Source organism: Pantoea sp. X-Soil-YNGN-775, assembly GCF_059730575.1.
Map to the genome: position 1 here is coordinate 565,404 of NZ_AP035946.1, position 26,500 is coordinate 591,903.

At 54.2% G+C, this 26,500-nt stretch carries 21 protein-coding genes and 1 pseudogene; 10 read left to right on the forward strand and 12 right to left on the reverse strand.

Annotation, left to right across the window (positions count from 1 at the left end; all coding sequences use genetic code 11):
* Positions 1-166: 166 nt before the first annotated feature.
* On the reverse strand, positions 167-1,051 hold the full coding sequence (locus tag AC6I8I_RS22580; protein WP_497828745.1) for a LysR family transcriptional regulator: 885 nt from the start codon (positions 1,049-1,051) through the stop codon (positions 167-169).
* A 198-nt stretch (positions 1,052-1,249) separates the two neighbouring features.
* Here AC6I8I_RS22580 and AC6I8I_RS22585 point away from each other — a divergent pair, with 198 nt between their 5' ends.
* Positions 1,250-2,386, forward strand: a complete 1,137-nt coding sequence (locus AC6I8I_RS22585; protein ID WP_312057409.1) for an alpha/beta hydrolase — start codon at positions 1,250-1,252, stop codon at positions 2,384-2,386.
* A 355-nt stretch (positions 2,387-2,741) separates the two neighbouring features.
* Here the strand turns inward: AC6I8I_RS22585 and AC6I8I_RS22590 are convergent, their stop codons facing one another.
* Positions 2,742-3,875: a glutathione-independent formaldehyde dehydrogenase gene (locus tag AC6I8I_RS22590; protein ID WP_312057407.1), complete on the reverse strand. Its 1,134-nt coding sequence runs from the start codon at positions 3,873-3,875 to the stop codon at positions 2,742-2,744.
* 71 nt (positions 3,876-3,946) lie between these two features.
* Here AC6I8I_RS22590 and AC6I8I_RS22595 point away from each other — a divergent pair, with 71 nt between their 5' ends.
* The gene (locus AC6I8I_RS22595) at positions 3,947-4,144 is read left to right on the forward strand and encodes a hypothetical protein (RefSeq protein WP_497820992.1); all 198 of its coding nucleotides are present in this window, start codon (positions 3,947-3,949) and stop codon (positions 4,142-4,144) included.
* A gap of 190 nt (positions 4,145-4,334) precedes the next feature.
* On the opposite strand, the gene AC6I8I_RS22600 is transcribed toward AC6I8I_RS22595, so the two are convergent.
* Complete coding sequence (locus AC6I8I_RS22600) at positions 4,335-4,757, reverse strand: GNAT family N-acetyltransferase (protein ID WP_497828746.1); 423 nt, start codon at positions 4,755-4,757, stop codon at positions 4,335-4,337.
* A 514-nt stretch (positions 4,758-5,271) separates the two neighbouring features.
* Between AC6I8I_RS22600 and AC6I8I_RS22605 the strand changes: the two genes are divergently transcribed.
* The 3 genes from AC6I8I_RS22605 (at position 5,272) to AC6I8I_RS22615 (ending at position 7,657) form a co-directional block, all read left to right on the forward strand.
* Positions 5,272-6,315, forward strand: coding sequence for an NAD-dependent epimerase/dehydratase family protein (locus tag AC6I8I_RS22605; RefSeq protein WP_497828747.1), 1,044 nt, complete (start codon positions 5,272-5,274; stop codon positions 6,313-6,315).
* Positions 6,316-6,729: 414 nt separating this feature from the next.
* Positions 6,730-7,269 (forward strand): hypothetical protein, encoded by a 540-nt coding sequence (locus tag AC6I8I_RS22610; RefSeq protein WP_312056458.1) that lies wholly within the window; start codon positions 6,730-6,732, stop codon positions 7,267-7,269.
* Between the two features lie 49 nt (positions 7,270-7,318).
* Positions 7,319-7,657: a hypothetical protein gene (locus AC6I8I_RS22615; RefSeq protein WP_312056457.1), complete on the forward strand. Its 339-nt coding sequence runs from the start codon at positions 7,319-7,321 to the stop codon at positions 7,655-7,657.
* 372 nt (positions 7,658-8,029) lie between these two features.
* Here the strand turns inward: AC6I8I_RS22615 and AC6I8I_RS22620 are convergent, their stop codons facing one another.
* Both AC6I8I_RS22620 and AC6I8I_RS22625 read right to left on the reverse strand, forming a co-directional pair.
* Positions 8,030-8,494: a GNAT family N-acetyltransferase gene (locus AC6I8I_RS22620; RefSeq protein ID WP_497828748.1), complete on the reverse strand. Its 465-nt coding sequence runs from the start codon at positions 8,492-8,494 to the stop codon at positions 8,030-8,032.
* A 245-nt stretch (positions 8,495-8,739) separates the two neighbouring features.
* A complete protein-coding gene (locus AC6I8I_RS22625; RefSeq protein WP_497828910.1) occupies positions 8,740-9,630 on the reverse strand; it encodes a DMT family transporter in 891 nt (296 codons plus the stop codon).
* A 109-nt stretch (positions 9,631-9,739) separates the two neighbouring features.
* Here AC6I8I_RS22625 and AC6I8I_RS22630 point away from each other — a divergent pair, with 109 nt between their 5' ends.
* Positions 9,740-11,074, forward strand: a complete 1,335-nt coding sequence (locus AC6I8I_RS22630) for an aminotransferase-like domain-containing protein (RefSeq protein WP_497828749.1) — start codon at positions 9,740-9,742, stop codon at positions 11,072-11,074.
* Between the two features lie 213 nt (positions 11,075-11,287).
* Here AC6I8I_RS22630 and AC6I8I_RS22635 read toward each other — a convergent pair whose 3' ends face one another.
* On the reverse strand, positions 11,288-12,208 hold the full coding sequence (locus AC6I8I_RS22635) for an AraC family transcriptional regulator (protein ID WP_312056451.1): 921 nt from the start codon (positions 12,206-12,208) through the stop codon (positions 11,288-11,290).
* 104 nt (positions 12,209-12,312) lie between these two features.
* On the opposite strand from AC6I8I_RS22635, the gene AC6I8I_RS22640 reads away from it, so the two are divergent.
* On the forward strand, positions 12,313-13,146 hold the full coding sequence (locus AC6I8I_RS22640) for an oxidoreductase (RefSeq protein WP_312056460.1): 834 nt from the start codon (positions 12,313-12,315) through the stop codon (positions 13,144-13,146).
* Between the two features lie 321 nt (positions 13,147-13,467).
* Positions 13,468-14,007 (forward strand): P-loop NTPase family protein, encoded by a 540-nt coding sequence (locus tag AC6I8I_RS22645; RefSeq protein WP_312056449.1) that lies wholly within the window; start codon positions 13,468-13,470, stop codon positions 14,005-14,007.
* A gap of 337 nt (positions 14,008-14,344) precedes the next feature.
* Here AC6I8I_RS22645 and malT read toward each other — a convergent pair.
* Positions 14,345-17,046: pseudogene (gene malT / locus AC6I8I_RS22650) on the reverse strand (HTH-type transcriptional regulator MalT).
* A 282-nt stretch (positions 17,047-17,328) separates the two neighbouring features.
* On the opposite strand from malT, the gene malP reads away from it, so the two are divergent.
* Together malP and malQ are read left to right on the forward strand one after the other, a co-directional pair.
* On the forward strand, positions 17,329-19,731 hold the full coding sequence (gene malP / locus AC6I8I_RS22655) for a maltodextrin phosphorylase (protein ID WP_312056446.1): 2,403 nt from the start codon (positions 17,329-17,331) through the stop codon (positions 19,729-19,731).
* Positions 19,732-19,739: 8 nt separating this feature from the next.
* Positions 19,740-21,815 carry a 4-alpha-glucanotransferase gene (gene malQ, locus AC6I8I_RS22660; protein ID WP_312056444.1) on the forward strand — a complete coding sequence of 692 codons (2,076 nt, stop codon included), beginning with the start codon at positions 19,740-19,742 and terminating at the stop codon, positions 21,813-21,815.
* Between the two features lie 41 nt (positions 21,816-21,856).
* On the opposite strand, the gene AC6I8I_RS22665 is transcribed toward malQ, so the two are convergent.
* The 5 genes from AC6I8I_RS22665 to malK form a co-directional block, all read right to left on the reverse strand.
* Entirely contained in the window at positions 21,857-22,342 is a 486-nt protein-coding gene (locus tag AC6I8I_RS22665) for a type II toxin-antitoxin system YhaV family toxin (protein WP_312056443.1), read from the reverse strand.
* 5 nt (positions 22,343-22,347) lie between these two features.
* Positions 22,348-22,692: a type II toxin-antitoxin system PrlF family antitoxin gene (locus AC6I8I_RS22670; protein WP_312056441.1), complete on the reverse strand. Its 345-nt coding sequence runs from the start codon at positions 22,690-22,692 to the stop codon at positions 22,348-22,350.
* A gap of 202 nt (positions 22,693-22,894) precedes the next feature.
* Complete coding sequence (malM, locus tag AC6I8I_RS22675) at positions 22,895-23,824, reverse strand: maltose operon protein MalM (RefSeq protein WP_312056439.1); 930 nt, start codon at positions 23,822-23,824, stop codon at positions 22,895-22,897.
* A 104-nt stretch (positions 23,825-23,928) separates the two neighbouring features.
* Positions 23,929-25,230 carry a maltoporin gene (locus tag AC6I8I_RS22680; protein WP_312056437.1) on the reverse strand — a complete coding sequence of 434 codons (1,302 nt, stop codon included), beginning with the start codon at positions 25,228-25,230 and terminating at the stop codon, positions 23,929-23,931.
* Positions 25,231-25,272: 42 nt separating this feature from the next.
* Positions 25,273-26,382: a maltose/maltodextrin ABC transporter ATP-binding protein MalK gene (gene malK / locus AC6I8I_RS22685; protein ID WP_031377707.1), complete on the reverse strand. Its 1,110-nt coding sequence runs from the start codon at positions 26,380-26,382 to the stop codon at positions 25,273-25,275.
* Between the last annotated feature and the right edge of the window lie 118 nt (positions 26,383-26,500).

Genomic DNA, 26,500 nt, shown 5'->3' on the forward strand with positions numbered 1-26,500 from the left:
GAGCTTACCGGCCCAGCCGGTTAGCTCAGTGGGGCTGACTACCCGACCGTGCCGGGGAGCCGGAGGGGGCCATCAGGTTGTTGACACCAATGTCCGCTAAGTGCCAGTAGCGGACGTTATTCCGATAACAAAGAGCTGAACAATAAAGAATATCATTAGCTAAACATCAGATTTTTAGTATATCAATGACGACTCTCAGTGCCGGCGACACATTGCGGTGAGGATAATACAGGAATGAACCTTCCAGGCGCTGGCTGTAACGTGGCAACGCCCTGATAAGATTGCCTTGTTCTAAATCATCAGCGACCAGTTCCTCCGGGACATAAGCCAGCCCCAGCCCCAGTCTGGCTGCTTTTGCTTCCATGTAGCTGTCGGAAAAGGCCCACTGGCCTTGTGGTCGGTGCGTTATTTTTTTACCGTCCTGAAGGAGTTCCCACTGATAAAGGCTTCCATCGGCAAACTGGTAGGCGATACAAGGATGAATCACTAAATCAGCCGGTGTTTGTGGAAAGCCATAACGACGAAAATGCTCGGGCGTACCTACAACCACCATCTCCATGTCAGGTGTAATACGCACCGCAACCATACCCTGTCCTACCTCCGGCCCCAGCCGCACACCGGCATCATATCGCTCAGCGATAATATCGACGAACCGGCTCTCACTGATGAGTTCAAGCCTGATATCAGGATAACGTTGCTTAAATAGCGCCAGCTTCGGTAATAGAACTTTATCAATGGCATGCTGGCTGGCATTGATGCGTACCGTACCGGACGGGGTATTCCGGTAATACGCCAGCGTGGCAAGCCCCGTATCTAACGCATCAAATCCAGATTCTGCTGTCTGATACAGTTGCTCACCTGCCTGTGTTAATGACAGCCTGCGCGTAGTGCGAACCAGCAGCTGTAAACCCAACCTTTCTTCAAGTTCACGGACAGAACGACTAACGCCTGATTGTGCAAGTCCAAGACGTTGTGCAGCTGCAGTGAAACTGCCCTCCCGCACCACCTGCATAAACAAGTAGAGCTCATTATAGTTTTCCCGTTTCGCCATCTGCGCGTCCTCAGAATATCTGGCCGCAAATGATGACGGCTGCAGCCTTTCATTTATAACAATATGCTATTAATCCTAGCAATTTTCACCCTCTAATCAGCACTATTTTTGCTAACTATAATGAGTGCATTGCATCAAAGCACAGCAGTACTGTCCGTATGAAACCTGTACTTCACTTTTCTTTTCAGGGGAATTTAAATGAATGTTTTCACCAGAAAGCTGACAGCCGCGCTACCCGCCATGCTGCTATGCGCATCATTAAGTGGAGTGACAACAATGAGTTATGCTGATACATCTAATCCGAACTCGCCTGTTTCAATGGTGGAAAAATGGGATAAAACCTTTGCAGAGAGCGATAAGGTTGATCATCGCAAGGTGACATTCCAGAACCGTTACGGGATCACATTAGTAGGGGATCTATACCTCCCCAAAAATCGGGGCGAACGTAAACTGGCTGCGATTGCATTAAGTGGTCCTTTCGGTGCGGTCAAAGAGCAATCAAGCGGCCTGTATGCACAGACTCTGGCCGAACAGGGATTTGTTACGCTGGCATTCGATCCTTCTTACACGGGTGAAAGTGGCGGCTATCCGCGTAATGTCGCCTCTCCGGATATCAATACTGAGGACTTTAGCGCGGCGGTTGATTTCCTTGGATTACAAAAAGAAGTGGATCGCCAGCGTATTGGATTACTCGGTATTTGCGGCTGGGGGGGCATGGCGCTCAATGCGGCGGCGATGGATACACGTGTAAAAGCCGTTGCGACCAGCGTGATGTACGATATGAGTCGGGCAATGGGACATGGCGTTGGAGATGGCAAAGACCGTTATTCAACAGCCGATCGCCGTGCCGTATTACAGTACCTGAACGAGCAGCGCTGGAAAGATGCTGAAAGCGGAACTATCGCCCGCGGTAGTCACGATATTAATGTGGATAAGAATGGCAGCGTAAGCGCTTCTGAGCGAATTCTGCCGGAAACATTACCCGCGAATCCACACCCGGTACTGAAAGAGTTCTTTGATTATTACAGAATGCCGCGCGGCTTCCATGAGCGTTCTGTTAACTCTACAGGCGCATGGAATGCAACGATGCCTTTGTCGTTTATGAATATGCCACTGCTTAGCTACGCAAATGAAATCACCATTCCTGCGTTGATTGTGACCGGTGAAAAGGCACACTCGCGCTATTTTGCAGAAGATGCCTTCAAAGCGGTTGGCAGCACTAAGAAAGAACTTGTTATCGTCCCCGGCGCAAACCATGTGGACTTATACGACAACGCGGCCGGTAAGATCCCTTTTGCCAGGTTTGAACAGTTTTTCAAAACCAGCTTAAGATAAAAACGCGGCTCAGAATCGGTTAAAAGCCACCTGTAATACCCAGGTGGCTTTGATTCTGGATCTATCCCGACCTGATGTTACATAGAATTCTTATAATATCGCACTTCATTCTCACCCACTCTGCTCGTTATTCCATAAATAGCGTTTGTTTCGTTTATGCCTGAATAAGGTCGGGCGCTATTCACAGATTCTGCTAATAGTCATCATGCGCTATTAAAGATCACAATAGATACCGGGGCGAGCCTGACAGCAGAAGATAAATATTATGACAGGATACGCAATGGTATCCCGTCGGCATTTCTACATTGTTCCGTTTTAATTGTTCCGATTTAAATTTATTACCGATCGGCGTCAGTTAAGGCTTCAGGATAACCTTGGTCCATCCCTCATCGCGATCGTCAAAGTGCTTATATCCCTCAGGCGCCTCAGCAAGCGAAAGACGGTGTGAGATTATGTCGCCCGGGCTGGCTTTACCCTGATGAATTAAACGGGCCAGCTGACGATTATAGGCTTTGACGTTTGCCTGACCGGTGCGGATTGACTGTCCTTTAAACCAGAAACTGCCGAAATCAAACGGCATCTTCCCTTCTTTGGCAAGGTCTGATGCAGCGCCCGGATCCTGAGGGATAAATACACCAACTACACCAATGCCGCCGGTTGCTTTAGTTGACGCAACGAGGCTGTTCATGGTGACTGAATTGTCTTCATGGCCATGTTTGTTACAGCACTGATAGCCCACACATTCACAGCCACAGTCGGTGCCGCGTCCGTCAGTTAAATCGAGAATTGTTTGCACGGCGTCATCGCCGGTCGCATTGATAGCCGTCGCCCCCAGTTTCTCTGCCAGCGCTAAACGGTCCTGGTGTGTATCCACCACAAAGACCTGTGAAGCGCCTTTTATAATGGCTGAGTGTGCGGCCATCAGACCCACCGGCCCCGCGCCGTAAATGGCTACACTTTCACCAGGCTTTAATCCGGCGAGTTCTGTCGCATGCCAGCCGGTCGGGAAAATGTCAGAGAGCATCACATAATCATCTTCTTTTTCTACTGCGTCAGGCGGAAGCACCAGGCAGTTAAAGTCCGCAAACGGGACCCGAAGCAGTTCCGCCTGGCCACCTTCCCACGCGCCCATTTCAGCAAATCCGTAGGCCGCGCCCGCAGTACCGGGATTGGCGGTGAGGCAGAAGCCAGTCAGACCTTTTTCACAATTCTCGCAAAAACCGCATCCGACATTAAATGGCAGACAGACATAGTCACCGACCTTAACACGTTCCACTCCTGAGCCAATTTCAACTACCTCACCCAGGTTTTCGTGCCCCAGGATACGTCCCTGCTCAAAGCTGGTCCGACCTTCGTACATGTGCAAATCCGATCCACAAATATTGGTGGTGGTAATGCGGACAAGCACGTCGGTGGGGCGAACAATTTTTGCATCCGGCACGTCTTTTACTCTTACATCATAGGGGCCGTTGTAAATAACTGCTTTCATGATCTTCTCCTGCTTGCGGCCGGAAAGGTGTGGCTGCCCGGCCGGGTGAATGTCAATTAAGCTTAGCTGCCATGATTGATAACGCGATCGACAGCACGGCGATCGGGATGTTTCTTATCGGATACGTTGAGGACTGCTGGCGGGGGATGACGGTCAAAGCCAGCCGGGAAAAGATCAGGATGATGCCGCATCAAGCCGGGCGGCAGCAGCCGGTAGCGTTGCGGGTATATTTGCGTGAAGCAGTTATCAATTATCGGCAGCGGTCTTAGCCGCAGCTTGAAGATAAAGACCCAATTTATCAAAAGGATGAGTTGTTTTAAATCAGGCCAGACTTTGCCTGATTCACTGCCAGAACCTTATCAGAGAGCAACTTCCCGGTAGATGCAATCTTAGCTAAAACCCTGGACTCGCTTAGCCTGGCACCCTGGATATGGGTGTCTGTGTCCCCTTCTCTCTGCGCTACGTTAAGGCTGGAATAAAAAATATCGCTTCCGGGTCCCCGTCATCGAGATTGTCGACCTGACCGCTGGCGATAAATCCGGCGTTCAACAGCAGCCGCTGCATTGGCAGGTTAGAACGATTGGTGGAGGTGAACAGCTTCGGGTGCTGGCAGCGGGACCTCAACGCTGCAATCAACGCCAGACCGATCCCCCTGCGGCGGTAGTGTTCCCCTACCATCAGCATTTCAATAAAGCCGCAGCCGAAGAAATGTGTGTTCAGCACGCCATATCCCATCGCTATTCCCTGCTGTTCGGCAATATAACAGACAGACTGGGCACACCAGCTGCGGATTTGCGCCGCACGTTTTGGCTGGTGCTGGGCAACAGAGTCGATAGTAATCAGGGACATAGCATCGTTTTCAGTGGCCAGACGAACACGCATATTCAGTCTTCCTCTCTTTAATTGACTGCAGTGCAGCCTTAATAAAACGGCAATCCCGAACAGATTGTTTTAATTGCTGCGGGATTTTACAATCCCATAAGATGATTAGTTAACCCTAATCATCCCAGAGAGGCAGGGTTCATTTTCTGAAAGTTATCGTTAACCCGATATTGGGCCACCATATCTCTACCTCATAAACCCACCATATTTGCCAAATTTAGTTATATGCAGGGTGACAGCATGTTCGCTTCACGCTCGTTGCTGCCGGATGAAGCTGTTGCAACTGCTTTTTCACAGCGACCTGTATTGGCGCTTTGGCCAAACATCTGCGGCGAGTCGAATAGATCCCTGCAGTGCCGGCGGTCGTTTCGCCTGCCGATCGTCGTTTGACGCATTACCTTATCTCGATCACTTTTTAATAACGGCGTTCAGCAACGGCTCGGTTTGCTGTCAGTGGTAATACCCTCTGTATGTTGCTGCTAAAACGGGTTATATGAAACAAACGGAGAGCTGTATGAATAATAAGCACGTATTGCTGGTCGGTGCTGCCGGCGTAGTGGGCTTTGCCGCTCATGATTCCTTCCAAAAAGCGGGCTGGCAAATCACTACCCTTGGGCGTTCGCCGCACAGCCCTCACCCTTCTCCTCATATCAGCGCTGACCTGACCTCTTCCGAAAATCTTAATCAACACCGGGTAGCGTTTGAAACGGTGACGCACATTTTTTACGCGGCATTGCGCCAGGATGCCAATCCGGGCGTGGAGGCGGATATCAATGCGCTGATGTTTGAAAATCTGATCGGCGCGGTACGCTCGTCAGGCAATTCGCTGAAACATATTATCTTTATTCAGGGCGGAAAGGTTTATGGGGCCCATCTGGGCGTTTACCGCACCCCGGCGCGGGAAGAGGACAGCCGTCATTTTCCGCCGAACCTCTATTTCCGGCATGAGGACTATGCGAGAAAGATTGGCGATGAAGGCATCGGCTGGACTGCACTGCGCCCGGATATTGTCATCGGTCACTCATTCGGATCGCCGATGAACCTGGGAAATTTGATCGGCGTGTACGGAACAATCTGCCGCGAAACCGCAACCGCCCTGCATTTTCCCGGTCCGGATGACGCTTACCGCAATACCCTGGTGAACATCACTGACAGCCGCATCCTCGGTGATAGCGCTGTCTGGGCTGCCGAAAAGGCCAGATTCGGCGCGTTCAATATCACCAATGGCGACGTGTTTCGCTGGTGTCACGTCTGGCCGAAACTGGCTGACTGGTTTGGCGTTCCGGTTGGCGAGGCGCAGCCTGTCTCGCTTAGCGAACGTCTCAGCGCGCTTAAGCCTCTCTGGTCATCCATCGCCGACAAGGCGCAACTGCAGGAGCGAGATATCGATAAACTGGCGTTAGGTGGTTTCGGTGACTTTATCTTCCATGTTGAGAAAGATGCCATCTTTGACGTCACCAAAGCGCGTCAGGCAGGGTTTAACGCCATGATCAAGCGCTCTGATGAGGTGTTGATTGAACATCTGGATGCGATGCGAAGCAGCAAACTTATTCCCTGATTTCTCAGGCAGCCCGTCATCTGGCAGGCTGCCGGCCTGCTCTCCAGGCCCGTTTCTGGACGGCGGAAGATTACACCAACCCATTGTTCCGGAAGCCAGGCGCACCGGGATGCGGTACGCCTGGCCGCTTCGCCGGATAAGTGTCCGTTATGTGCCAGAAGCGGACGCTGCTAACTTCATGTTAAGTTGATGTGCGGGAAGCAGGTCACCTCGAACAGTCCACAGCGCAAGATGTCTCTTTGCTTCCGGATCGGTTCTCTTGTGTGACTTGCTTAAGGTTGACCATGGTTCTCTTTGGCAAACAATTGAAAGCCTGAGGCTTAGATAACATAAAAAGCAATAGGCAGAAACAATTAAAATATTGGCTGTTTTTGCCGATAGTTCCAGGTAAATTAATTCCGGGCTTCTATTATAATGAAAAAATATTTATCATTTACTATCCTGAGTATCTCTTTATTAAGTGGCTGCTCAGCCTTTAATTATTCCGCGCCGCTTTATAAAGACCCCGTCGGTGAAAAAAGCAATCTGGCTCGAATCCGTTTTGTTGGGAATGTAACCGGCACATCGATATCGACTAAAGAGAACAGAGAATATCAACAGTTAGTGCCGCATACTTCATTTGGTTATTATAATGACACCCGAGATATTGGTATGCCTAAGATAAGTTATCGCCAGAATGATTATAAGAATTATTATTTTGAAGTATATGCAAAACCAGGTCAGACTATTTTCCATATTCTTACAGACAATACCGAACAGGGAAGCTGCTCAATGTCAGCGTTAGTTAATCTTGAGGCTGGAAAAGATTACGACGTGAATTTTGATGCACATGAACAGTTTACTAAATGTGTTTTCCACTTTAGTGAAATTGTAACCGATCCAGCTACAGGAGTGAAAATCCTTAAAGCTAAACCGTTTAAAAAAGAGGATTACTTTGCGACCAAATTCAATTAAATTAATCATTTATACTTTAATGCTGGCTTTACCTTTCGTGCAGGGCTGTATGTCTGGAGGCGTGCGCTCACATAATCTTCCGGAGACATTTTCTGAAAAAAAACCTCTTAGCAGTTGGTTAATTGCTGGAAAAACAACTAAACGGGAAGTCCTGAACCGTTTTGGGCCACCCAATTTTCCTGAAAACTTCAGTGAAGCCCTGAGCTGGCGCTATATCTGGAGTCAACAAAGCAGACTCGTAATAGTTCCGCTTTCGCCGAAAATACTCGGTCATGAACAAATTCTTACTTTATCTTTTACCGAGGATGGTCATCTGATTAATTATAAACTTGATGAGCAGAGCCCTCACCTTCAAAAAGGTGATGATCCTAAAGGGGCATTTTTTTAAACACCCCAACCAGAGGCGTCTCCATCATAGCAATTGACCTGCTACCCTATACTTGATACAACGCGGACTTACTGATGTCCGCTCTTCGCTCAGAGCGGACTACGCCGCGCAAGCATGTCCACTCTGTGCCAGAAGCGGCACCTCACAAAGCTGAGTCCTTTCCTGAGATGGAGTCAGTCAAAAATAGCGCTGAAACGGCGGTAAAATAAGTTGTGATTAAGTGGCAGTTATTTACTCAACTGTTTATTGACCAAAAAGCAGCATGTCGCAAAAAAACTGATTCAAACGTTTTATGAAGCGCTGATCGGCAGAGTGTTGAAAATGTATCATTTTTAATTTTGAAATTGAGTTATCTAAACCAGCCGAAAAGATTTAATTTAAATTTTGCGTCATATTAATGCCGGTGATATGAAAGCCATTGTTATGATACAGTGCTTTGGCTGAGGCATTGTTCGGCGCTACTCTAAGTCCGACTTCATTGATGCCCATTTCTTTCAGCACTGTTTTCATTACGCTCAAGGCCAAACCGCCGAATCCACGACTGCGCCAGTCAGGATAAATGTAGAAATCACTTATCCACGCTGATGACCCGGTGAGGGACAGCCACAGAATGCCAATAATCTCTTCTGGTTCATCAGGGTGTTGAATACACCACAGCTGATTAGCTGGAGTCGCAACGCCTTTTGTTAACACGGTGTCAATAGATTCTATGGCTTTGGCTCGTGCTTTTTCAGGGCGATATTCCCGATTTCTTTGTAGATCCTGCGCATATTCATTGATGAAAAGAGAACGATAACTTTCGAATTCTTCTTCATTCATATCCCTCAGAGTAATCATGCTCTCTTCCTGATCAGGTAATTATGTACTGAAGATATCACCTGAAAGCGGGTTTTCAAGCGTCTCTGTTAAAAGAATTTTTTCTACCAATATCGACCACCGCTGATAATGTTGATATTTCAGAATAACCAGCAAAACTACACCAACTCATTATTACTAAGGTCCGCCCTTCGCTTATGTCAGGCCGCTTTGTGCAACAAGAAAACGTTGTCTACGGAACGGTAGCATTTACATTATTCAGCTCATTAAGGTGCGAACCGGCGCGAACCGATGACGCTGAGAATGATCCCCAGCGTCACCAGCAGCATCAAAGGACTCACCGTTTCCGAAAGCAGTAAAGCGGAAAGCCCGAGGCCAAAAAACGGCTGCAGCAGCTGCAACTGACTTACAGCCGTAATGCCACCGGTAGCTAATCCTCTGTACCAGAAAATGAAGCCGATCAGCATGCTGAAAAGGGAGACATAGCCCAGCGCCAGCCAGCTCTCGATGGTTATGGTATTGATATTTTCTGGCATCGTTACGCAGGCAGCCATCAGCATCAGCGGCAGGGAAATAATCAGTGCCCAACAGATGACCTGCCATCCACCAAGTTCACGTGAAAGCCTGGCACCCTCCGCATAACCCAGCCCGCAGACGAGCACGGAAGCCAGCATCAGCAGGTCGCCGAACAGCGAAACCGAAGCATTTTGCGACAGAGCATAGCCGCCCACTAACAGACTGCCCAATGCGGAAAATATCCAGAATGGCAGGCGCGGTCGTTCTCCTGCTCTGATCACGCCAAAAACAGCCCTCGCCAGCGGCAGCAGTCCGAGAAATACCACTGAATGGGAGGAGGTTATATGCTGCAGTGCAATGGCTGTCAGCAGCGGAAAACCGATCACGACACCAGCCACAACAATTATTAATGAGAACACCTGATTGCGCTGAGGAGGTTTCTGCCTGAAGAGCAAAAGCAGTGCAATCGCCAAAACCCCGGCAACAGAGGCCCGCATGAAAGTCAGAAAAAAAGGACTCATATCCTGCACGGCCAGGCGTGTAGCCGGAAGTGATCCGCTGAATATCAGCACCCCCAGAAAACCATTAATCCAGCCGGACAGCGAACCAGAATTAGCGTTATTTAAATCATTTGTCGCCACCACATCCCTCTCCTCAAGTGCTTATATCATCAGCCCGACGGTAAATTGACAGTTCCTATGCTAAGTCCCATGATTCATGACGATCAAAAAATTGTCATAGGTACAACTCATGAAGGTGCGCTATAAAGCTGTCGTGGATGAATATGCCGCTGCGATCCGCAACGGCAACCTTCCAGCCGGTACACGGCTTCCAACCCACAGAGCACTCTCAGTGGATAAAGGCATCTCCCTTGCCACTGCAACCCGCGTTTATGCAGAGCTGGAAGCCATTGGCCTTGTGCGCGGAGAAACAGGCCGCGGCACCTTTGTCAGAGATATCTCGTTACCTGCCGGCCAGGGTATTGATCAGCTGGCATTGGCAGCTGATGTGCTGGATCTCAACTTTAATTCCCCTTCACTGCCAGACCAGAAAGAACAACTACGCGATTCAATGCGCCAGCTGGCTGCCACTGGCGATCTCGATTCGCTGCTGCATTACCACCCTCATGCCGGAAGAAAAAACCATCGGGATATCATTGCATCCTGGCTGGCAACTGCTGGCATGGCGGCATCCGGGGATGACTTGCTGATTGTGAACGGTGCACAGCACGGTCTTACCGTCGCAGTGATGGGTTTGCTGAAACCCGGTGATGTGGTCGCTGTGGATGCACTGACCTATCCTGGTTTTAAAGCACTGGCCACGCTTTATCATCTGGAGCTTGTGCCCATACCCACCGGCGTGAACGGCCCTGACCTGACCGCACTCCGGCAAATCTGCCAAAGCAGGCGTGTCCGGGCGATCTACACAATGCCCACGCTGCATAACCCCATGGGCTGGGTGCTGAACCACGCCCAGCGTAGTGAGCTCGCGGGTATTGCCCGGCAATTTGATTTGCTGGTGATAGAGGACGCGGCCTACGCTTTTCTGGTTAATCGCCCTCCACCCCCGCTGGCCCGTTATGCGCCTGAAAGGACGGTCTACGTTAGCGGCTTTGCTAAAAATATCGCCACCGGCCTGCGTGTCGGCGTGGTGGTCTCTCCGGCTGGAATGCGACAGTCTCTCGAACGCGCTATCAGGGCCACGACATGGAATACACCCTCCCTTATGGTTGCTATTGTTTGTGGCTGGATTAAGGATGGAACGATAAAAAAAATGGAATCAATGAAGCGGCACGATGCCCGGCAGCGTCAGGCCATTGCGCGCGAGATAATGGGTGACGGCCAGTGGATAAGCCATGCCAGCGCTTATTTCATCTGGCTGCCCTTACCCGCAGAGGTCAGGGCTGAACGAATTTTGCATCGATTACTTGAGCAGCAGATATCTGTTTCAACCGCCGAGCCATTCAGTACATCATCAAATGTGCCGCACGCCATACGCCTGGCGCTCGGCTCGGTCAGCCTGGACAGGCTTCGGCTTGCCCTCACTGCGGTGAAGGAAACCATCAATTATGAAAAAGACATCTAGATAATGTTAAAAAGCTGCCTCTGCCTGATGACTGTGCTTTTCAAAATTAGCAATGTGCGTCTTTCGCTTATTTCGGACATCAGAATAGGCATCGTCAGTCCACTTTGCGCGTGCCGGCCTGACGCGTCGCGCACTGTGCCTGGTAACAGTCGATACTGCGCCAACATCAGACGTTGCCTGGGTCACGGTTTATTCAGCTATGTCGAACAGACCTTAATGCGATGAAACAAATACCGACGCTGGCTGTACCGGCGGAACGGCGAAGTGACGCTGCATGCGTTTTATCTCCTCAGCCGGCGGCAGCCCAAACAGGCGTTTGAACTCGCGATTAAATTGCGACGGACTTTCGTAGCCGACGGCATAACTCGCGGCGGCGGCAGTGATCTGCTGACGTACCATCAACATCCGCGCCTGATGCAGGCGTACCGATTTCACATACTGCATCGGCGGCATCCGGGTTATCGCTTTGAAATGGCTATGAAATGTCGGCACACTCATGCCGGCGTCCATCGCCAGTTGCGTCAGCGTTAACGGCTCAGCATAGGTAGCATGGATGCGCTGCAGCACTTTACCTATTTTGCCAAACTGTCCCTGCAGGGCCAGTGCGGCGCGCATTGCATTGCCCTGTGCGCCCGTCAATACGCGATAATAAAGCTCACGCACCCGCGCAGGGCCGAGGATCGCCGCATCAAGCGGATTGTTCAGGGCTTCAAGCAAGCGCAGCACGGCCGTTTTTACTGCGTCGTCCATCGGGCTGGACATCATGCTTTGCGGCGCGGCGGGAGGATGCGGGACATCATGTTGTTCAATCTGCAGCATCAGTTCAGCGGCCAGTTGAAAATCCAGATGCATATAAATCGCCAGCAACGGATGTTCTGCTGACGCCTCGGTTTCCATCACAAACGGCACCGGCACCGAAACTGCCAGATAATGCTGTTCATCATATAAATAAGTCTGCTGACCAAAATAGCCGCACTTGCTGCCCTGGCAGACAATCACGATCCCCGGATCGTAAAGCACAGGCGTTCTGGCAAGCGGGCGATCGGCACGTAAAATTCTCACGTCAGGCAACGCAGTAAGATTATACCCCTCCTGCGCCGCCAGTGCTTTCACTAAGGTCACCATCCCCGACATCACACCACCTCATAAAATCAGGCAAGAAAAAGAGAAGATACGGCCTGAAAATGCAGCAGAACATAAAATACTATGCAACTTCCACAGCTCAGGGGAGTTTTTTTATGACATCTGTAAAAACAATTTTAATCACCGGCGTCAGCAGCGGCTTTGGTCAGGCGCTGGCACAGGAAGCCCTCGCCGCAGGCCATCGGGTGGTGGGTACCGTTCGCACCCGCGAAGCACAGCAGGCTTTCGAGGCGCTCAATGTGCAGCGGGCTTTTGGCCGTCTGCTTGATGTCACCGACTTTGAGCGTATTGATAAGGTCGTTGGCGAGATTGAGTCTGACGTCGGTCCGATTGATGTGCTGGTAAACAATGCCGGTTACGGCCATGAAGGCATAATGGAAGAATCATCAATCACAGAGATGCGCCGCCAGTTTGACGTGAACGTGTTTGGCGCAGTGGCGATGATCAAAGCCGTGCTACCAGATATGCGCCAGCGCCGTCGTGGCCATATTATTAATATCACCTCAATGGGCGGTTTCATTACCCTGCCCGGCATCAGTTATTACTGCGGCAGCAAATTTGCACTGGAAGGAATATCTGAAACGTTAAGCAAAGAGCTTGCCCCGTTCAACATACAGGTGACAGCCGTGGCACCTGGCTCGTTTCGCACCGACTGGGCCGGGCGATCAATGGTTCGCAGCGTTCGTAGCATTCCGGACTACGACGCGTTGTTTGATCCTATTCGCCAGGCTCGTGAGGAAAAAAGCGGTAAGCAACCTGGCGATCCTGTAAAGGCAGCCCGCGCCATACTGGCAATCATTGAGAGCCAGACCCCGCCAGTGCATTTATTGTTAGGCAGTGATGCATTAGGTTTAGTGCGGCAAAAGCTCACGGCTTTAGGCAAGGAAATGGAACAGTGGGAAGCAATAACACGTTCAACGGATGGTTAATCCGCGACTGAAACAGTGAGTACGCTGGAACACGTAATAGGGCCGGTCGTACTGACGGCCATTTCGCGCGGGCCACAGTGCTGATGCTTTTCAGCACGGACTTCGCTTCGTGCGATTGCGTCCGCCCTGCGCTCAACGCCGACTGTAACCCAACGGCAGAAGCTGAGCTTGCCGTATACAATCTGACGCCTGGCAATCCTGTCGGTTAGTGCCCCAACCGGCTTCCTTTTATGGCCTGTTGCCGCACCGAAAAAAACTCTAAACTATTAATACTGTTACCCTTAGTGGTGTTTTTTTCCGGGAACATTGAAGGACTGATTTATGAATACATCGTTATCACTGGAAGAACTGGGCCCACGCATCTGCATTATGGGACCCTCAAACAGCGGTAAATCAACGCTGGCTGATGCGATAGCGCGTAAAACATCTTTGCCTTTAATCCATCTGGATCAACTGCATCATCTGCCGGATTCAAAATGGGTCCCCCGGAAACCAGAGGACTTTTATCGGTTACATGCTGAGGCGGTGCAAAAGGAAAAATGGGTGATGGAGGGCAACTATACAAAATGCATACATCCACGCCTCGAACGTGCCACTGGGCTAATCCTGCTTGATGTACCGGTGCCGATAGCGTTGCTGCGCTATATTCGCAGATGTTACTCATCAAAACCCAGAATCGGCGGGCTCAAAACCGGCAGGGAGAATGTTAGCTGGGAGATGCTCAAATACATTGCGCTTATTGCGCCTGCAAACCGCCTTCGCTACAGGACGCTGTATGAGCAGATTACCATCCCCAGGCTAATGCTGACGTTTCCCCGCGAGGTTAACGCCTGCTATCAATGCTGGGAACTCAACCAATAGATGTTTCAGTATTTGATGAGACTGAGCCGGTAAGGTCATTGGGTAATCACCAGAGAAGCCGGGCTTTGTGGTCATGCGATGGATGTCCTGTTTCATAATCCAGTCCTGCGGCCAGCCTGATCGGTGCCTGCATCAGCGCAGTGTCTGCTCCACTTCAGCGCGCGCTTTAATAGTTGAAAACCGGTTTGCAGATATGCGCTGGTGCTCACGCCTGCCAGAACGGCCGCAGTTTAATCACCCGGATGGAGTCAGCCCGGGATAGTTCCTCATTGAACTCAGACTTCAGCTTTCCCTTCAGCATCAGCAGGCGGATGCCCGCCTGTAGCGACGCATATCATCAGACGTAACCCATCATTTTCAGCAGCGACTGCACCTGATTCATCGCTTCGGTACGATGCGACACGCCCAGCTTCTGATAGAGATTGCGGATATGGGTTTTGATGGTGGTGGACGCCACCGCCAGTTCACCAGCGATTTGATCGTTGCTGTAGCCTGAATAGATTAACCCCAGCACCTGCCATTCACGCTGCGTCAGCGGACTGGTGCGGATCAATTCCGGCACGTCAGGATGGTTGAGTAACCGGCTGACAAATCCCTCATCAAAATGGGCGAACTTGTGACGGTGGTATTTGTTAATCTCCAGCAAAATTCGCCGGGCACGATGGTTGTCCAGTTCATTAAGGGTGTTCAGCTGGATCAGCTGGCGCAGCTGCTGAGCCATCATCTCGCCTTCAATCACAAAATGGCTGATAAAGCCGGTACTGCGCGCCAGTTTCAGCGCCTCGATCAGCGTGCGCTGCGCGTCGGCTTTGCGATCGGTTTGCCAGTAAATCTGATTAAGCAGCAGCAGGTTACGGTTTAAATCACTCATTAACCGCAGGGCGCGGGCGTTTTCATTCAGCTCCTCCAGTACCACTTCCGCCTGGCTGACATCGCCGAGTAAGATCTGCGCCCGGGCGATATTGCGCCACTGTCCCTGCAGGAAATGGTTATTGGCGAAAGCCGGCTTCGGCGTTTGCCGCATCCAGTTGCTGGCGCTCTCGTTGTCGCCGGTCATCTGCCAGTAGATCACCCGCACTTTATCGGCGTTAGCGATCCAGTCGCTGTGCCAGTTGCCGTTATTCAGCAGGTTTTCCAGCCGGTTGAGGTAGCTGCGTGCATTATCCAGATTGCCACGCGCCAGCGAGCACTGCACCAGCAGCCCCAGACACTGGATCTGCTGTTGCGGCTGAAAGCCGGTCAGTACCTGGATGCCTTCGCGTGCCGCCTGCTCTGCTTCCTCCAGCCGACCCCACGCCCACAGCAGCTGAGCGCGGATCCGCAGCAGAAACTCATGCAGCGGAAACTGCGCCAGATGCTGCTCATCGACCAGCACAAACGCCCGGCTCTGGATCTCATAGGCCGCCTGTATAAAACCCTGAGCAAACAGAATTTCACTCTGCTGAATCAGGCTCCACAGCGCGTAATGCCAGACCTCATCGCGACGCGCCATCTGTTCAGTCTGGCGCATCAGGTTAAGTGAATTGTCTAAATCGCCTTGCAATGCATCACCTCGCCGTGTACCGAGGTTGCCACAATGCGGCTGTAGTGACGGCTGGTGGGTAAAATATCCAGCGCCAGTTTCGCCAGTCGCTCCGCCTCATCGGTGTTGCCATCATTGATCGCCACCTGGGCACGCAGCGCATTAAATTCGCCGCGCAGCGCATCGTCAATCTCGCAGCGGCTGGCCTGTTCAAAGCGGGCCAGCAAGCTGTCCACTTCGGAAAAGCGATGCTGACTTTGCATCAGCCACGCCTGCAGCAGCACCAGCATTGGATTTTCCAGCATCATCTCCCACGGCAGCGCTTTCAGGGAGTTTTCCAGCAGCGGTAATTCGCTCTGATTAAACAGCGTCCAAGCGTGCTTCAGCAGCACATCGCGTAGCATACTGGCATCGCCGGAGGCCAGCGCATGATGAATCGCCTCGCCGGGAAAGCCCTGTGCCATCCAGCTTTCCGCTGCGGCCCGATGCAGTGCCGGCAGCTCCGCCGCCAGCTCCCACTGACAGCGCTGGCGCAGAAAATTACCAAACAGCGGGTGGTAGCTAAACCAGCAACCAGAATCGTCCATGCGCTGCAAGAACAGCCCCTGGCGCTCAATCTCTTCCAGCCGCATCTGTCCGTTCTCTTCGCGGGTAACACCGGCGATCAGCTCATCGTTCATTGAGCGCAGCAGCGCGGTTTTCAGCAAAAAATGGCGGGTTGGCAGGTCGACATTATCCAGCACCTCTTCCACCAGATAATCGGAAAGATGGCTGGCATTGATGCCGGAAAGACGCCGCGCCGAGTCATGTGCGGCACTGGCACCCTGGCGCGCCGACAGCACGATCAGCTGCAGCGCGGTGGCCCAGCCCGCGACGTCATCACACAGCTTGCCGCTCTCTTCGCTTTCCAGCGGCGCGGCCAGCCGGCAGTCGAAAAACTGACGCGCTTCCTGATGGGTAAACGCCAGCTGCTGGCTGCCGAGTTCGATCAGCTGCTCACGCACCCGCAGGTTAGCGATGCCGAGCTGCGGCAGATTTCGCGACAGCAGGATCAGGGTCAGATTTTCGGGTTGATGACGCAGGAAAAAACGCATCGCGTCGTGAATAACCGGATTGGTGATCAGGTGGTAGTCGTCAACGATCAGCCACAGCGGCTGCTGCCACTCCACCAGTTCTATAAACAGCTGTGAAAACAGGGCATTGAGATTAACGTATTGCCGCTTTTGCGCCAGTAATTCACTGCGTGGACAGCCGCCGTTGCTGGCCTGTTGCAGTGCAGCAATCAGGTAGTCGGCGAACCGCTCCGGCTGATTGTCACCCTCGTCTAACGAATACCAGCCAAGATGCGTTTTACCCGCCGCCCACTGCGACACCAGCGTGGTTTTGCCGTAGCCCGCCGGACTGGTGATCAGCACCAGCCGGTAATTGCCGGCGGCGGTCAGTTTTTGCAGCAATCTTTCACGGATGACGGTGCCTTCAAGGCGAACCGGGCGGCTGAGTTTTGAGGGAATTAGCATGGGCGCACGTTTCTCCATTCACGTCAAGCGCATCATTATTTTACGCTTCGTAATTATTCCTTACACGTTCATCCATTCGCCTGGCGAATGCAAGCAAACCCATTAACTAAACTTTACAAAAGCGCGCGGAATCACACTCCTGGCGCGCTTTCAGATTAGCCTCAGCCTCTCCACCCTCCCTATCCTCCTGGTCTAATTCGCTTCAGGAGGAGGAGCCGTATCTGTCGCACGGGCAAACTGGTGTCACATTGACCCATTGACTGTTCTGACAGGACACAAACCATGACACAGCCCGAATTTAACCCCGAACATTTTACTGCTGCCCTGACGCGTCAGTGGCAACGTTTTGGTCTGCGCGATGCGCGTGAAATGACTCACGCCCAGTGGTGGCAGGCGCTGAGCGGCGCGCTGGCCGATCTGCTGGCGGCACAGCCTCCGGTGGCGGCGGACAGTTCGCTGCGCCACGTCAACTACCTGTCGATGGAGTTTCTGATTGGCCGGCTGACCGGCAACAATCTGCTGAACCTCGGCTGGTACAACGCGGTCAATGAGGCGCTGGCGGGCTGGGATATTTCACTGACTGAGGTGCTGGAAAATGAAACCGATCCGGCGCTGGGTAACGGCGGTCTCGGACGACTGGCCGCCTGTTTTCTCGACTCGATGGCAACGGTCGGACAGCCTGCCATCGGCTACGGGCTGAACTACCAGTACGGTTTGTTCCGCCAGCGCTTCGAAGACGGCGCGCAGCACGAAACCCCTGATGACTGGCAGCGCGATCGCTATCCGTGGTTTAACCATAATGCGGCACTGAATGTCGACGTCGGTCTGGGCGGCAAAGTCACCACCGTCGACGGACGCCCGCACTGGCAACCGGCATTTGTGCTGCAGGGTGAAGCCTGGGATCTGCCGGTGGTGGGATACCAGAACGGCGTCAGCCAGCCGTTACGCTTGTGGCAGGCGAAGCATGCGCAGCCGTTCAATCTGAACCGCTTTAACGACGGTGATTTTCTGCGCGCTGAACAGCAGGGAATCGACGCTGAAAAACTGACTAAAGTGCTCTACCCGAATGACAATCATCAGAACGGCAAAAAGCTGCGTCTGATGCAGCAATATTTCCAGTGCGCCTGTGCGCTGGCCGATATTCTTCGTCGCCATCATCAGGCCGGACGCAGCATTGAATCGCTGGCCGATCACGAAGTGATTCAGCTCAACGACACGCACCCGACGCTGGCGATCCCTGAACTGATGCGCCTGCTGCTGGATGAGCATCAGCTCAGCTGGGATCGCGCCTGGCAGATTACTCAGCACACCTTTGCTTACACCAACCACACCCTGATGCCGGAAGCGCTGGAGTGCTGGGATGTGCGTCTGGTGCGCAGCCTGCTGCCGCGCCATATGATGATCATCAATACCCTCAATACCCAACTGAAAACCCTGGTTGAGTCACGCTGGCCGGGCGATGAAGCCAAATGGGCGAAGCTGGCGCTGGTGCATAACAACCAGCTACGCATGGCGAACCTGTGCGTCACCAGCGGCTTTGCGGTAAACGGCGTTGCCGCCCTGCACTCCAAACTGGTGGTGCAGGATCTGTTCCCGGAATATCACCAGCTGTGGCCGGAAAAATTCCATAACGTTACCAACGGCATCACGCCGCGTCGCTGGATCAATCAGTGCAACCCGGCCCTGAGCGCGTTAATCGATAAAACGCTGCAAAAACCGTGGCTGAACGATCTTGATGCGCTGCAGGGCCTGGAGGCGTTTGCCGACGATGCGGCGTTCCGCGCCGAATATCGCGCTATCAAACAGCAGAACAAAGTGGCGCTGGCCAACTGGGTTGCCAGCCGTACCGGGATTGAGATCGATCCTGAGGCGCTGTTCGACGTGCAGATTAAACGCCTGCATGAGTACAAACGTCAGCATCTGAGCCTGCTGCACATTATTGCGCTGTGGCAAACGCTGGTCACCGATCCGCAGGCGAATCGGGTGCCGCGCGTGGTGCTGTTCGGGGCCAAAGCGGCACCGGGCTATGCGCTGGCGAAGAACATCATTTATGCCATCAACAAAGTCGCGGAAACCATCAACCAGGACCCGCGGGTCGGCAACCGTCTGAAGGTGGTGTTTGTGCCGGACTATAACGTCTCGGTGGCCGAGCGCCTGATCCCGGCGGCCGATCTCTCCGAGCAGATTTCCACTGCCGGTAAGGAAGCCTCCGGCACCGGCAACATGAAGCTGGCGCTCAACGGCGCGCTGACCATCGGTACGCTGGACGGCGCGAACGTTGAAATCGCCGAACAGGTCGGCAGCGAGAACATCTTTATCTTCGGTCACACCGTAGACCAGGTGGTGGCGTTAAAGGCTGACGGCTATGCTCCGGCGCAGTGGCGTAAGAAAGATCATCAGCTCAATCAGGTGCTGCAGGCGCTGGAAGATGGCACCTTCAGTCAGGGCGACTGCGCGGCCTTTGAGGAAATGCTGCATAGCCTCGGTCCGCAAGGCGGCGACCCGTATCTGGTACTGGCCGATTTCCAGCCCTACCTGGATGCGCAGGCGCAGGTGGAAGCGCTGTGGAGCGATCGGGATGGCTGGACGCGCGCTACCATCCTTAACACCGCGCGCTGCGGCATGTTCAGCTCCGATCGGGCCATCCGCGACTATCAGCAGCGCATCTGGCAAGCCACGCGCTAAGGAACGCCATGAAAACCGAACAGGTACTGGATCAGTTTTCTCTGGCAGGTATTGCCGCCGAGTATATTAATGCCCACGGCCAGCCGCAGGCGATTCCGACCGACACCCGCCAGCGTTTGCTGGCGGTGATGCAGCCGCCGCGACCGGCGACCACGCCGCTGCCGCCGGTCGCGATTTTTCGCAGCGGCGAAGTACCGAGTCTCGCCCCGCAGCTCAGCACGGACGCGCACTGGCAGCTCACCCGCGAGTCGGGTGAAATCACCGCCGGGCGTTGCCAGCCCGGGCAACCGCTGCATCTGCCGCCGCTGGCAGAGGGCTATCATCAGCTGTCGCTGCAGCAGGCGCATCAGCAGTGGTCCTGCCAGCTGATTATCGCGCCGCCGCGCTGCTATGAGCCGCCCGCGCTGATGGCGGGTGAGGCTTTATGGGGTGCCTGCGTCCAGCTGTATACCCTGCGTTCGGCAGAGAACTGGGGGATCGGTGATTTTGGCGACTTACGCCGGATGTTGCCGGCCATAGCCGCACGCGGCGGCGCATTTATCGGCCTTAATCCGATCCATGCGCTGTTCCCGGCTACGCCTGACAGTGCCAGCCCTTACAGTCCCTCGTCGCGCCGCTGGCTGAATGTGGTTTACATCGATGTAGCGGCGGTGGCGGATTTTCAGCAATCGCCTGCGGCACAGGCGTGGTGGCAACAGGCCGACACCCGGCAGGCTCTTGAGCTGGCGCGTACGGCTGAGTGGGTCGATTATCCGGCCGTTACCCGGCTCAAAATTGATGCGCTCAGCTTAGCCTGGCCGCAGTTCGGGCAGCGCGATGCCGCCGACCCGGAGGTAAAAGCGTTCAACGACTTTGTTCAGCAGGGCGGCGAAAGCCTGTTACATCAGGCGTTGTTTGATGCGCTGCACGCCGACCAGATGGCGCAGGATAGCCAGCGCTGGGGCTGGCCGGTCTGGCCGGAGGCGTTGCAGCAGCCCGACAGTCCGGCGGTGCAGCAGTTTCTTCAGCAGCACGGCGACCAGGTGCGATTCTGGCTGTGGTTACAGTGGCTGGCCGCCCGGCAGTTCGCCGCCTGCTGGCAGTGCTGTCAGCAGCAGCAGATGCCGATTGGACTCTATCGCGATCTGGCGGTCGGCGTAGCGCAAGGCGGGGCCGAAACCTGGAGCGAGCGCCATCTTTACTGCCTGGATGCCAGCGTCGGCGCACCGCCCGATATTCTGGGCCCGCGCGGTCAGGACTGGGGCTTGCCGCCGATGGATCCGCAGGTGATGCGGCAGCGGGCCTGGCAGCCGTGGATCGCCCTGTTACGTGCCAACATGCGAGACTGCGGTGCGCTGCGTATCGATCACGTGATGGCGTTACTGCGCCTGTGGTGGATCCCTGCCGGTCAGGGCGCTGCTAACGGCGCTTACGTGCACTATCCGATTGATGATCTGCTGGCGATACTGGCGCTGGAAAGTCAGCGCAACCGCTGCATGGTGATCGGCGAAGATCTTGGCACCGTGCCGGAGGCCATTGTCGATAAGCTGCGTGACGGCGGGGTTTATTCCTACAAGGTGCTCTATTTTGAGCAGACTTCGGCTCAGGGTTTTCGTCCGTCGGCCGAGTGGCCGCGTCAGGCGATGGCGGTGGCCACCACCCACGATCTCCCGACGCTGCGAGGCTGGTGGCAGAGCGATGATTTGACCACCGGAGACCGGCTTGGCCTCTACCCCGACAAGGTGGTGCTGGCCGGGTTGTATCAGGATCGGCTGCGGGCGAAGCAGGCGTTGCTGCACAGTCTGCACCGGGTCGGTGCCCTGCCCAAACGTGCCGGACGCGATGCACGCCGTACCCAGATGAGCAAAGCCCTGAACCGGGCGATGCAGCGGTATCTGGCGGACAGCCACAGTGCGTTGCTGGGTCTGCAACCGGAGGACTGGCTTGATATGGCGGCTCCGGTCAATATTCCCGGCACCAGCGACGAGTATCCGAACTGGCGACGTAAGCTCAGCGCCACGCTGGAAACGCTGTTCAGCGATGCCGCCACCGACGCACTGCTGCGTGATCTGACGGCTCGCCGAAAACGCCTCGCTAAGAGATAAAGGCTGAATGAAAGAAAACCCCGGCTACTGGCCGGGGTCATTTAGCGTTCAGCATCAGGTTGATGATAAGCGTCCATAGCCTGAGCCTGCTTTAACAGCGTTTCCCAGTCATCAGGGGGATAGCCGCCGTCAAGCATCATGGCAAAGACTTTATAAGCATCGCGCTTACTGCCATAAGCACGCTTAGTCTCTGAGTCATTCATCCACGCCAGAATGATGGTTTTGTACTGTTCGCTGTACCTGAAGAATAATCGATACTGCATTAGAAATTTTGCACGGAACCAATGCCTGTTGTGATCGCCCAGCGTGCTCCCCTGGCGGAACTTCGCCTGAGTCGGATCGGCACCGATTTCACTGTTAATGACTTTGAATACCGCGGCTAAAAGTTTGGTGGCTGCTTTTTTTTGGTAGCTTTCCGGGTGTTTAATCCGGAGTGATTCTACTTCATCCACTAAGGCGATCAGTTGCGACCCAAAGCAGGGATGAAGATAAATTTTCCATTCCTTTACAGCAGCACGATCAATCATCAGATTTACTCGTCGTCCGTAAGCGGTGCATCCAGATTAACATCCATTCCCGCGGTTAAGGATGCAATGCGTGTGACTAATGTGGCGTCCAGCGTTTTAATCTTCTCTGGATGCTGGCGCATATCATCCGCAAGGAAACTGAGAAAACTCGCCATAACCGGATCATCATCCGACACCGTTTCCTGCCGGCTGATAAGCACTTTACCGCCAGGAAGAACCGCATATTCAATATTTTCGCCAGGTTGCAGGTTCATCGCATCACGAACGGCAGCCGGGATAGTGGTCTGGCTACGTGCGGTCAGTCTCGAAGAAGCCCGCAGCGATACGTCAGCCTGAGTTAAATTTCCCATCACTCGCTCCCACAAAAAGGTAAAAAGATAACCTCATAATAATGCACCTGCATTGGCAATGCAAATGCATTATATGGGCTTACAGGGTGGGTATGACGCGTTGTTTACGGCTTTATGCTTCCGGGTAATCTGGCGTGATAAGCATAAAAAAGGTGCGCCGCAGCGCACCAGGTGGGACAACATCAGTATTGTCGGGGCCGTTTCACCCCTTGCCTTTAACACTACTGATAAAGGTCTGCCGGGCGGAGGTCGATCCCAGCCGCTCGGCTTCATCCAGCAATTTCAGCGCCTTATCGATATTGCCGCTGTTCACTGCCTGTCTAATGTTCTGATTAAAGTAACTTTCGGTCTCATTGATGATCGGTTCAGCTTTGGCTTTTGGCGCCGTGGCCGGTGCAGCGCTGTAGGCGGCTGGCGCGACCGGGGCAGTGTTGCCGACGGTAACCGGACCAGGGCCGGAAGAACCAAACAGCGGGCCGACCAGAATTGATGAGCCGGAACTGGTTTGCAGTTTCAGCTTCAGCGTCCCTTCACGGCTGTGACGGGCGATCGGATCGGGAATGTCCGGTACCGCGTGACCGGTGCCCTGGGCGTACGCTTTCGCCGGGTCAAGCAGCGTGGTGGTCTGGGTCAGATCCTGCTCGGTGGTAAACACCAGCAGGTAAATTTTTTGCTGGCCAAGCGCCGGCGTGAGCTTCATCACCCCTTCCAGCCGGTCTGCCGCCATCACACCCGGTTTCTGGTAGGTGAAGTAGCGACTCGGGAACCAGGCGGCGGGCCGCATATTTTCATCCAGCACCAGCACGTTCGGGGCGAAAACCTGATTGTTCGCCACTTCGCTGCTCAGCGTCAGCGTCAGTTCACCGATATTGGCCGGCAGACTGTAGGCCGCCACTGGTCCGGCAACGTGCGGAGCATTCAGTGACTGTCCACTGGTCTCCAGCTGGGTAACCTGGGTCTGAGAAGCGGCAACTGGCAGCCAGCTCAGGTGTTGCAGCGTTTCCGGCGCAACCTGCGGAGCCGAGGAGAGATCCTGCGGCACCAGATTGATGTCCGCCAGGGCTGGCAGACTGTGTCCGGCCAGTAACGCTGCGCTCAGGCAGAGCGCCGTCAGGGTTTTTGTCATTTTCATTATGCCTACCTTATTGCAGGCCACGGCACGAACCAGGCAATGGCGCACCGTGACCAAAAAGACGAATCAGGCGCGCCGCCGCGCCTGTGCTGGAGAGCGTCGGCTTACCACCAGATTTCCATCTGCGCACCGAAGGTAATCTCGTCGTTGTCGCCACGGCTGTTGGTCAGGATGCCGTTACCGCTGCTGTCAGCGGAGGCGAAGGTGGTGAGATCGCCGGCGCTGTCTTTGTTGTAGCCCCACTTCTCATCCCACTTAGCGTAGGTGGCGAACACGCGCAGCGCCGGACGTGACCAGATGCTGTCACCCGCCTGCCACTGCTGCGCCAGGGTGATTTTATACTGGCCGTTGCGTTCGTTAGCCTGCTGCGACTTCACGTTGTCGTAGCCCAGTTCCAGCAGGGTGCTCATGATCGGCGTCCATTTGTACATCGGGCGCACGCCGACGGTGTACCATTCGGTGCCGCGGTTATTATCCAGATCGATATTCTGATACATCGCCACGTACATCAGGTCCCAGCGTTCCGCCAGCGAGATCGCGCCATGGTCGAGGATGCGATACATATCGCCGTTGTTGTTGAGGCTGGTGCCCTGCGGCACGCCTTTGCCCTGTGAGGTCAGCGCATCGGTGGCATACTGCAGCACAAATTTGTTGTAGCCCTTCAGCATGCTCTGGGTATGTTCAGCAGTGAACATCCAGCCATCTTTAGAGGCCCCGTCTTCCAGGCGGTAGTCGTCACGGGCATTGGCGCGACCGTAGTCGACCCCCAGCTCCAGCACGCCGTTGGGGTTGGTTTCCAGTCCGGCCAGGCGCACGTCAAACACGTCGTTGGCGGTGCTGGTGGCGAAGTCACGGATCCGATCGCTGGAGAAGGTGTAAGACCCGCCCGCTTCAGACGAACGGGTGGCGGCGAATGACAGCTTACCGAAACCGAGATCGACATCTTCCAGACCGGCACCCGGACCAGAGATATCCCAGTAGTAGAAGTCGATCATGTGAACGTCATGACGCTGATAAAAACGCTTACCGGCCCAGATGGTTGAGCCTGGCAGCGCCTCGATCAGGTTTTTACCTTTCACGTTGGCTTCACGGAAGGCCGGGGAGGTCGCTTCCCAGTCATTCTGCTGCGCCACGGAGTAGGCCACGTTGGTGTCGAAATAGAAGCTCTTATCGCCCTCTTTCCACACTTCCTGACCTAATTTTAATTCGGCGTAGGTTTCGCATTCGTTACCCAGACGGTATTTACTTTGAGCACCGGTGGCCTGAAAACATTGCTGTTCACCACCGCTGCCGGTCCAGCCAATGCCGGAACGGGCGTACCCGGTAAAATCGACCGCCATCGTCGGGGCGGAGAGGGTTCCCACCGCGACGGCAACGGCGAGGGGAAGTTTGCGCAGAGTTAACATTTTCTATCTCCTGAGGTCATTGCTTTTATTGTTTTGGCAGGGCTAAACACCCAGCTCCTGATACAGCCTGCGACAGGCGCTCCCGTCCTCACGGAACAGGTGACAGCGCTCGGGTGGCAGTCCGATACCGAGGATGGCGCCCTCTTTTACCAGCACGACGTCTTCCTGGCGGTAGACCAGGTTTTGACGAATGGCGGGAATCTGGATATGGATTTGTGTTTCATGCCCCAGCTGCTCCACCACCTGCACTTCACCCTCAAGGGTGACGTCGGCGATATCGCTGGAGAGCAGATGTTCAGGGCGGATGCCCAGCGACATATTGCTGCCGACCTGCACGCCCGCACTGTCGACCGGCAGCCAGACCAGCTGCTGATTCGGCAGCCGGACCTGCACCTGATCGATGGCGGTGGCGGTCACTTTGACCGGCAGGAAATTCATTTTCGGAGAGCCGATGAAGCCAGCCACAAAGCGGTTGGCGGGATAGTGGTAAAGCTCCAGCGGCTTGCCGACCTGCGCAATGCGCCCGGCGTCGAGCACCACAATCTTATCGGCCAGCGTCATCGCTTCGATCTGATCGTGGGTGACGTAAATCATGGTGCGCTTCAGGCGCTTATGCAGACGGGAGATCTCAATCCGCATCTGGACGCGCAGCGCCGCATCAAGGTTAGAGAGCGGTTCATCCAGCAGGAAAACCCGCGGTTCCGCCACCAGCGTGCGGCCAATTGCCACGCGCTGACGCTGTCCTCCCGATAACGCTTTGGGACGGCGATCCAGCAGGTGCGCCAGCTGCAGGATTTCCGCCACCTGGTTGACCCGCTGATGGATTTCCGCTTTTTTTACCCCGGCCAGCTTCAGGCCAAAAGACATGTTTTCCGCCACCGACAGGTGCGGGTAGAGCGCATAGGATTGAAATACCATGCCGATACCGCGCTCGGCGGGCGGCACCTCATTCATGCGGCGGTCACCAATCAGCAGCTCCCCACTGGTGATGGTTTCCAGTCCGGCAATCATGCGCAGCAGTGTTGATTTGCCACAGCCTGATGGGCCAACAAAAACGACAAATTCCCCTTCACGAATGGTGAGATCGATATCTTTCGACACCACCGTATCGCCCCAGGCTTTTGTGACATTGCGTAGCACAACGCTCGCCATGATCCCTTCCCTCTTAGCTGCTCATTGGTGTCTGCTCTCGGCAGACGGGTTCCGGGGCTCACTATGCGCAAGGATGGCCGGGCTAACATCCTCCGCCGCAGCGCAACCTGCTGGGGGA

What these genes read in the sequence shown, in the direction of transcription:
- AC6I8I_RS22635 (WP_312056451.1), bottom strand. Translation starts at nt 12,208, where the DNA reads ATGTCGGGGATGGTGACCTTAGTGAAAGCACTGGCGGCGCAGGAGGGG.
- AC6I8I_RS22605 (WP_497828747.1), top strand. Translation starts at nt 5,272, where the DNA reads ATGAATAATAAGCACGTATTGCTGGTCGGTGCTGCCGGCGTAGTGGGC.
- AC6I8I_RS22600 (WP_497828746.1), bottom strand. Translation starts at nt 4,757, where the DNA reads ATGCGTGTTCGTCTGGCCACTGAAAACGATGCTATGTCCCTGATTACT.
- malQ (WP_312056444.1), top strand. Translation starts at nt 19,740, where the DNA reads ATGAAAACCGAACAGGTACTGGATCAGTTTTCTCTGGCAGGTATTGCC.
- AC6I8I_RS22665 (WP_312056443.1), bottom strand. Translation starts at nt 22,342, where the DNA reads ATGATTGATCGTGCTGCTGTAAAGGAATGGAAAATTTATCTTCATCCC.
- malM (WP_312056439.1), bottom strand. Translation starts at nt 23,824, where the DNA reads ATGAAAATGACAAAAACCCTGACGGCGCTCTGCCTGAGCGCAGCGTTA.
- malK (WP_031377707.1), bottom strand. Translation starts at nt 26,382, where the DNA reads ATGGCGAGCGTTGTGCTACGCAATGTCACAAAAGCCTGGGGCGATACG.
- AC6I8I_RS22615 (WP_312056457.1), top strand. Translation starts at nt 7,319, where the DNA reads ATGTCTGGAGGCGTGCGCTCACATAATCTTCCGGAGACATTTTCTGAA.
- AC6I8I_RS22595 (WP_497820992.1), top strand. Translation starts at nt 3,947, where the DNA reads ATGATTGATAACGCGATCGACAGCACGGCGATCGGGATGTTTCTTATC.
- AC6I8I_RS22640 (WP_312056460.1), top strand. Translation starts at nt 12,313, where the DNA reads ATGACATCTGTAAAAACAATTTTAATCACCGGCGTCAGCAGCGGCTTT.
- AC6I8I_RS22585 (WP_312057409.1), top strand. Translation starts at nt 1,250, where the DNA reads ATGAATGTTTTCACCAGAAAGCTGACAGCCGCGCTACCCGCCATGCTG.
- malP (WP_312056446.1), top strand. Translation starts at nt 17,329, where the DNA reads ATGACACAGCCCGAATTTAACCCCGAACATTTTACTGCTGCCCTGACG.
- AC6I8I_RS22590 (WP_312057407.1), bottom strand. Translation starts at nt 3,875, where the DNA reads ATGAAAGCAGTTATTTACAACGGCCCCTATGATGTAAGAGTAAAAGAC.
- AC6I8I_RS22610 (WP_312056458.1), top strand. Translation starts at nt 6,730, where the DNA reads ATGAAAAAATATTTATCATTTACTATCCTGAGTATCTCTTTATTAAGT.
- AC6I8I_RS22645 (WP_312056449.1), top strand. Translation starts at nt 13,468, where the DNA reads ATGAATACATCGTTATCACTGGAAGAACTGGGCCCACGCATCTGCATT.
- AC6I8I_RS22630 (WP_497828749.1), top strand. Translation starts at nt 9,740, where the DNA reads ATGAAGGTGCGCTATAAAGCTGTCGTGGATGAATATGCCGCTGCGATC.
- AC6I8I_RS22680 (WP_312056437.1), bottom strand. Translation starts at nt 25,230, where the DNA reads ATGTTAACTCTGCGCAAACTTCCCCTCGCCGTTGCCGTCGCGGTGGGA.
- AC6I8I_RS22670 (WP_312056441.1), bottom strand. Translation starts at nt 22,692, where the DNA reads ATGGGAAATTTAACTCAGGCTGACGTATCGCTGCGGGCTTCTTCGAGA.
- AC6I8I_RS22580 (WP_497828745.1), bottom strand. Translation starts at nt 1,051, where the DNA reads ATGGCGAAACGGGAAAACTATAATGAGCTCTACTTGTTTATGCAGGTG.
- AC6I8I_RS22620 (WP_497828748.1), bottom strand. Translation starts at nt 8,494, where the DNA reads ATGATTACTCTGAGGGATATGAATGAAGAAGAATTCGAAAGTTATCGT.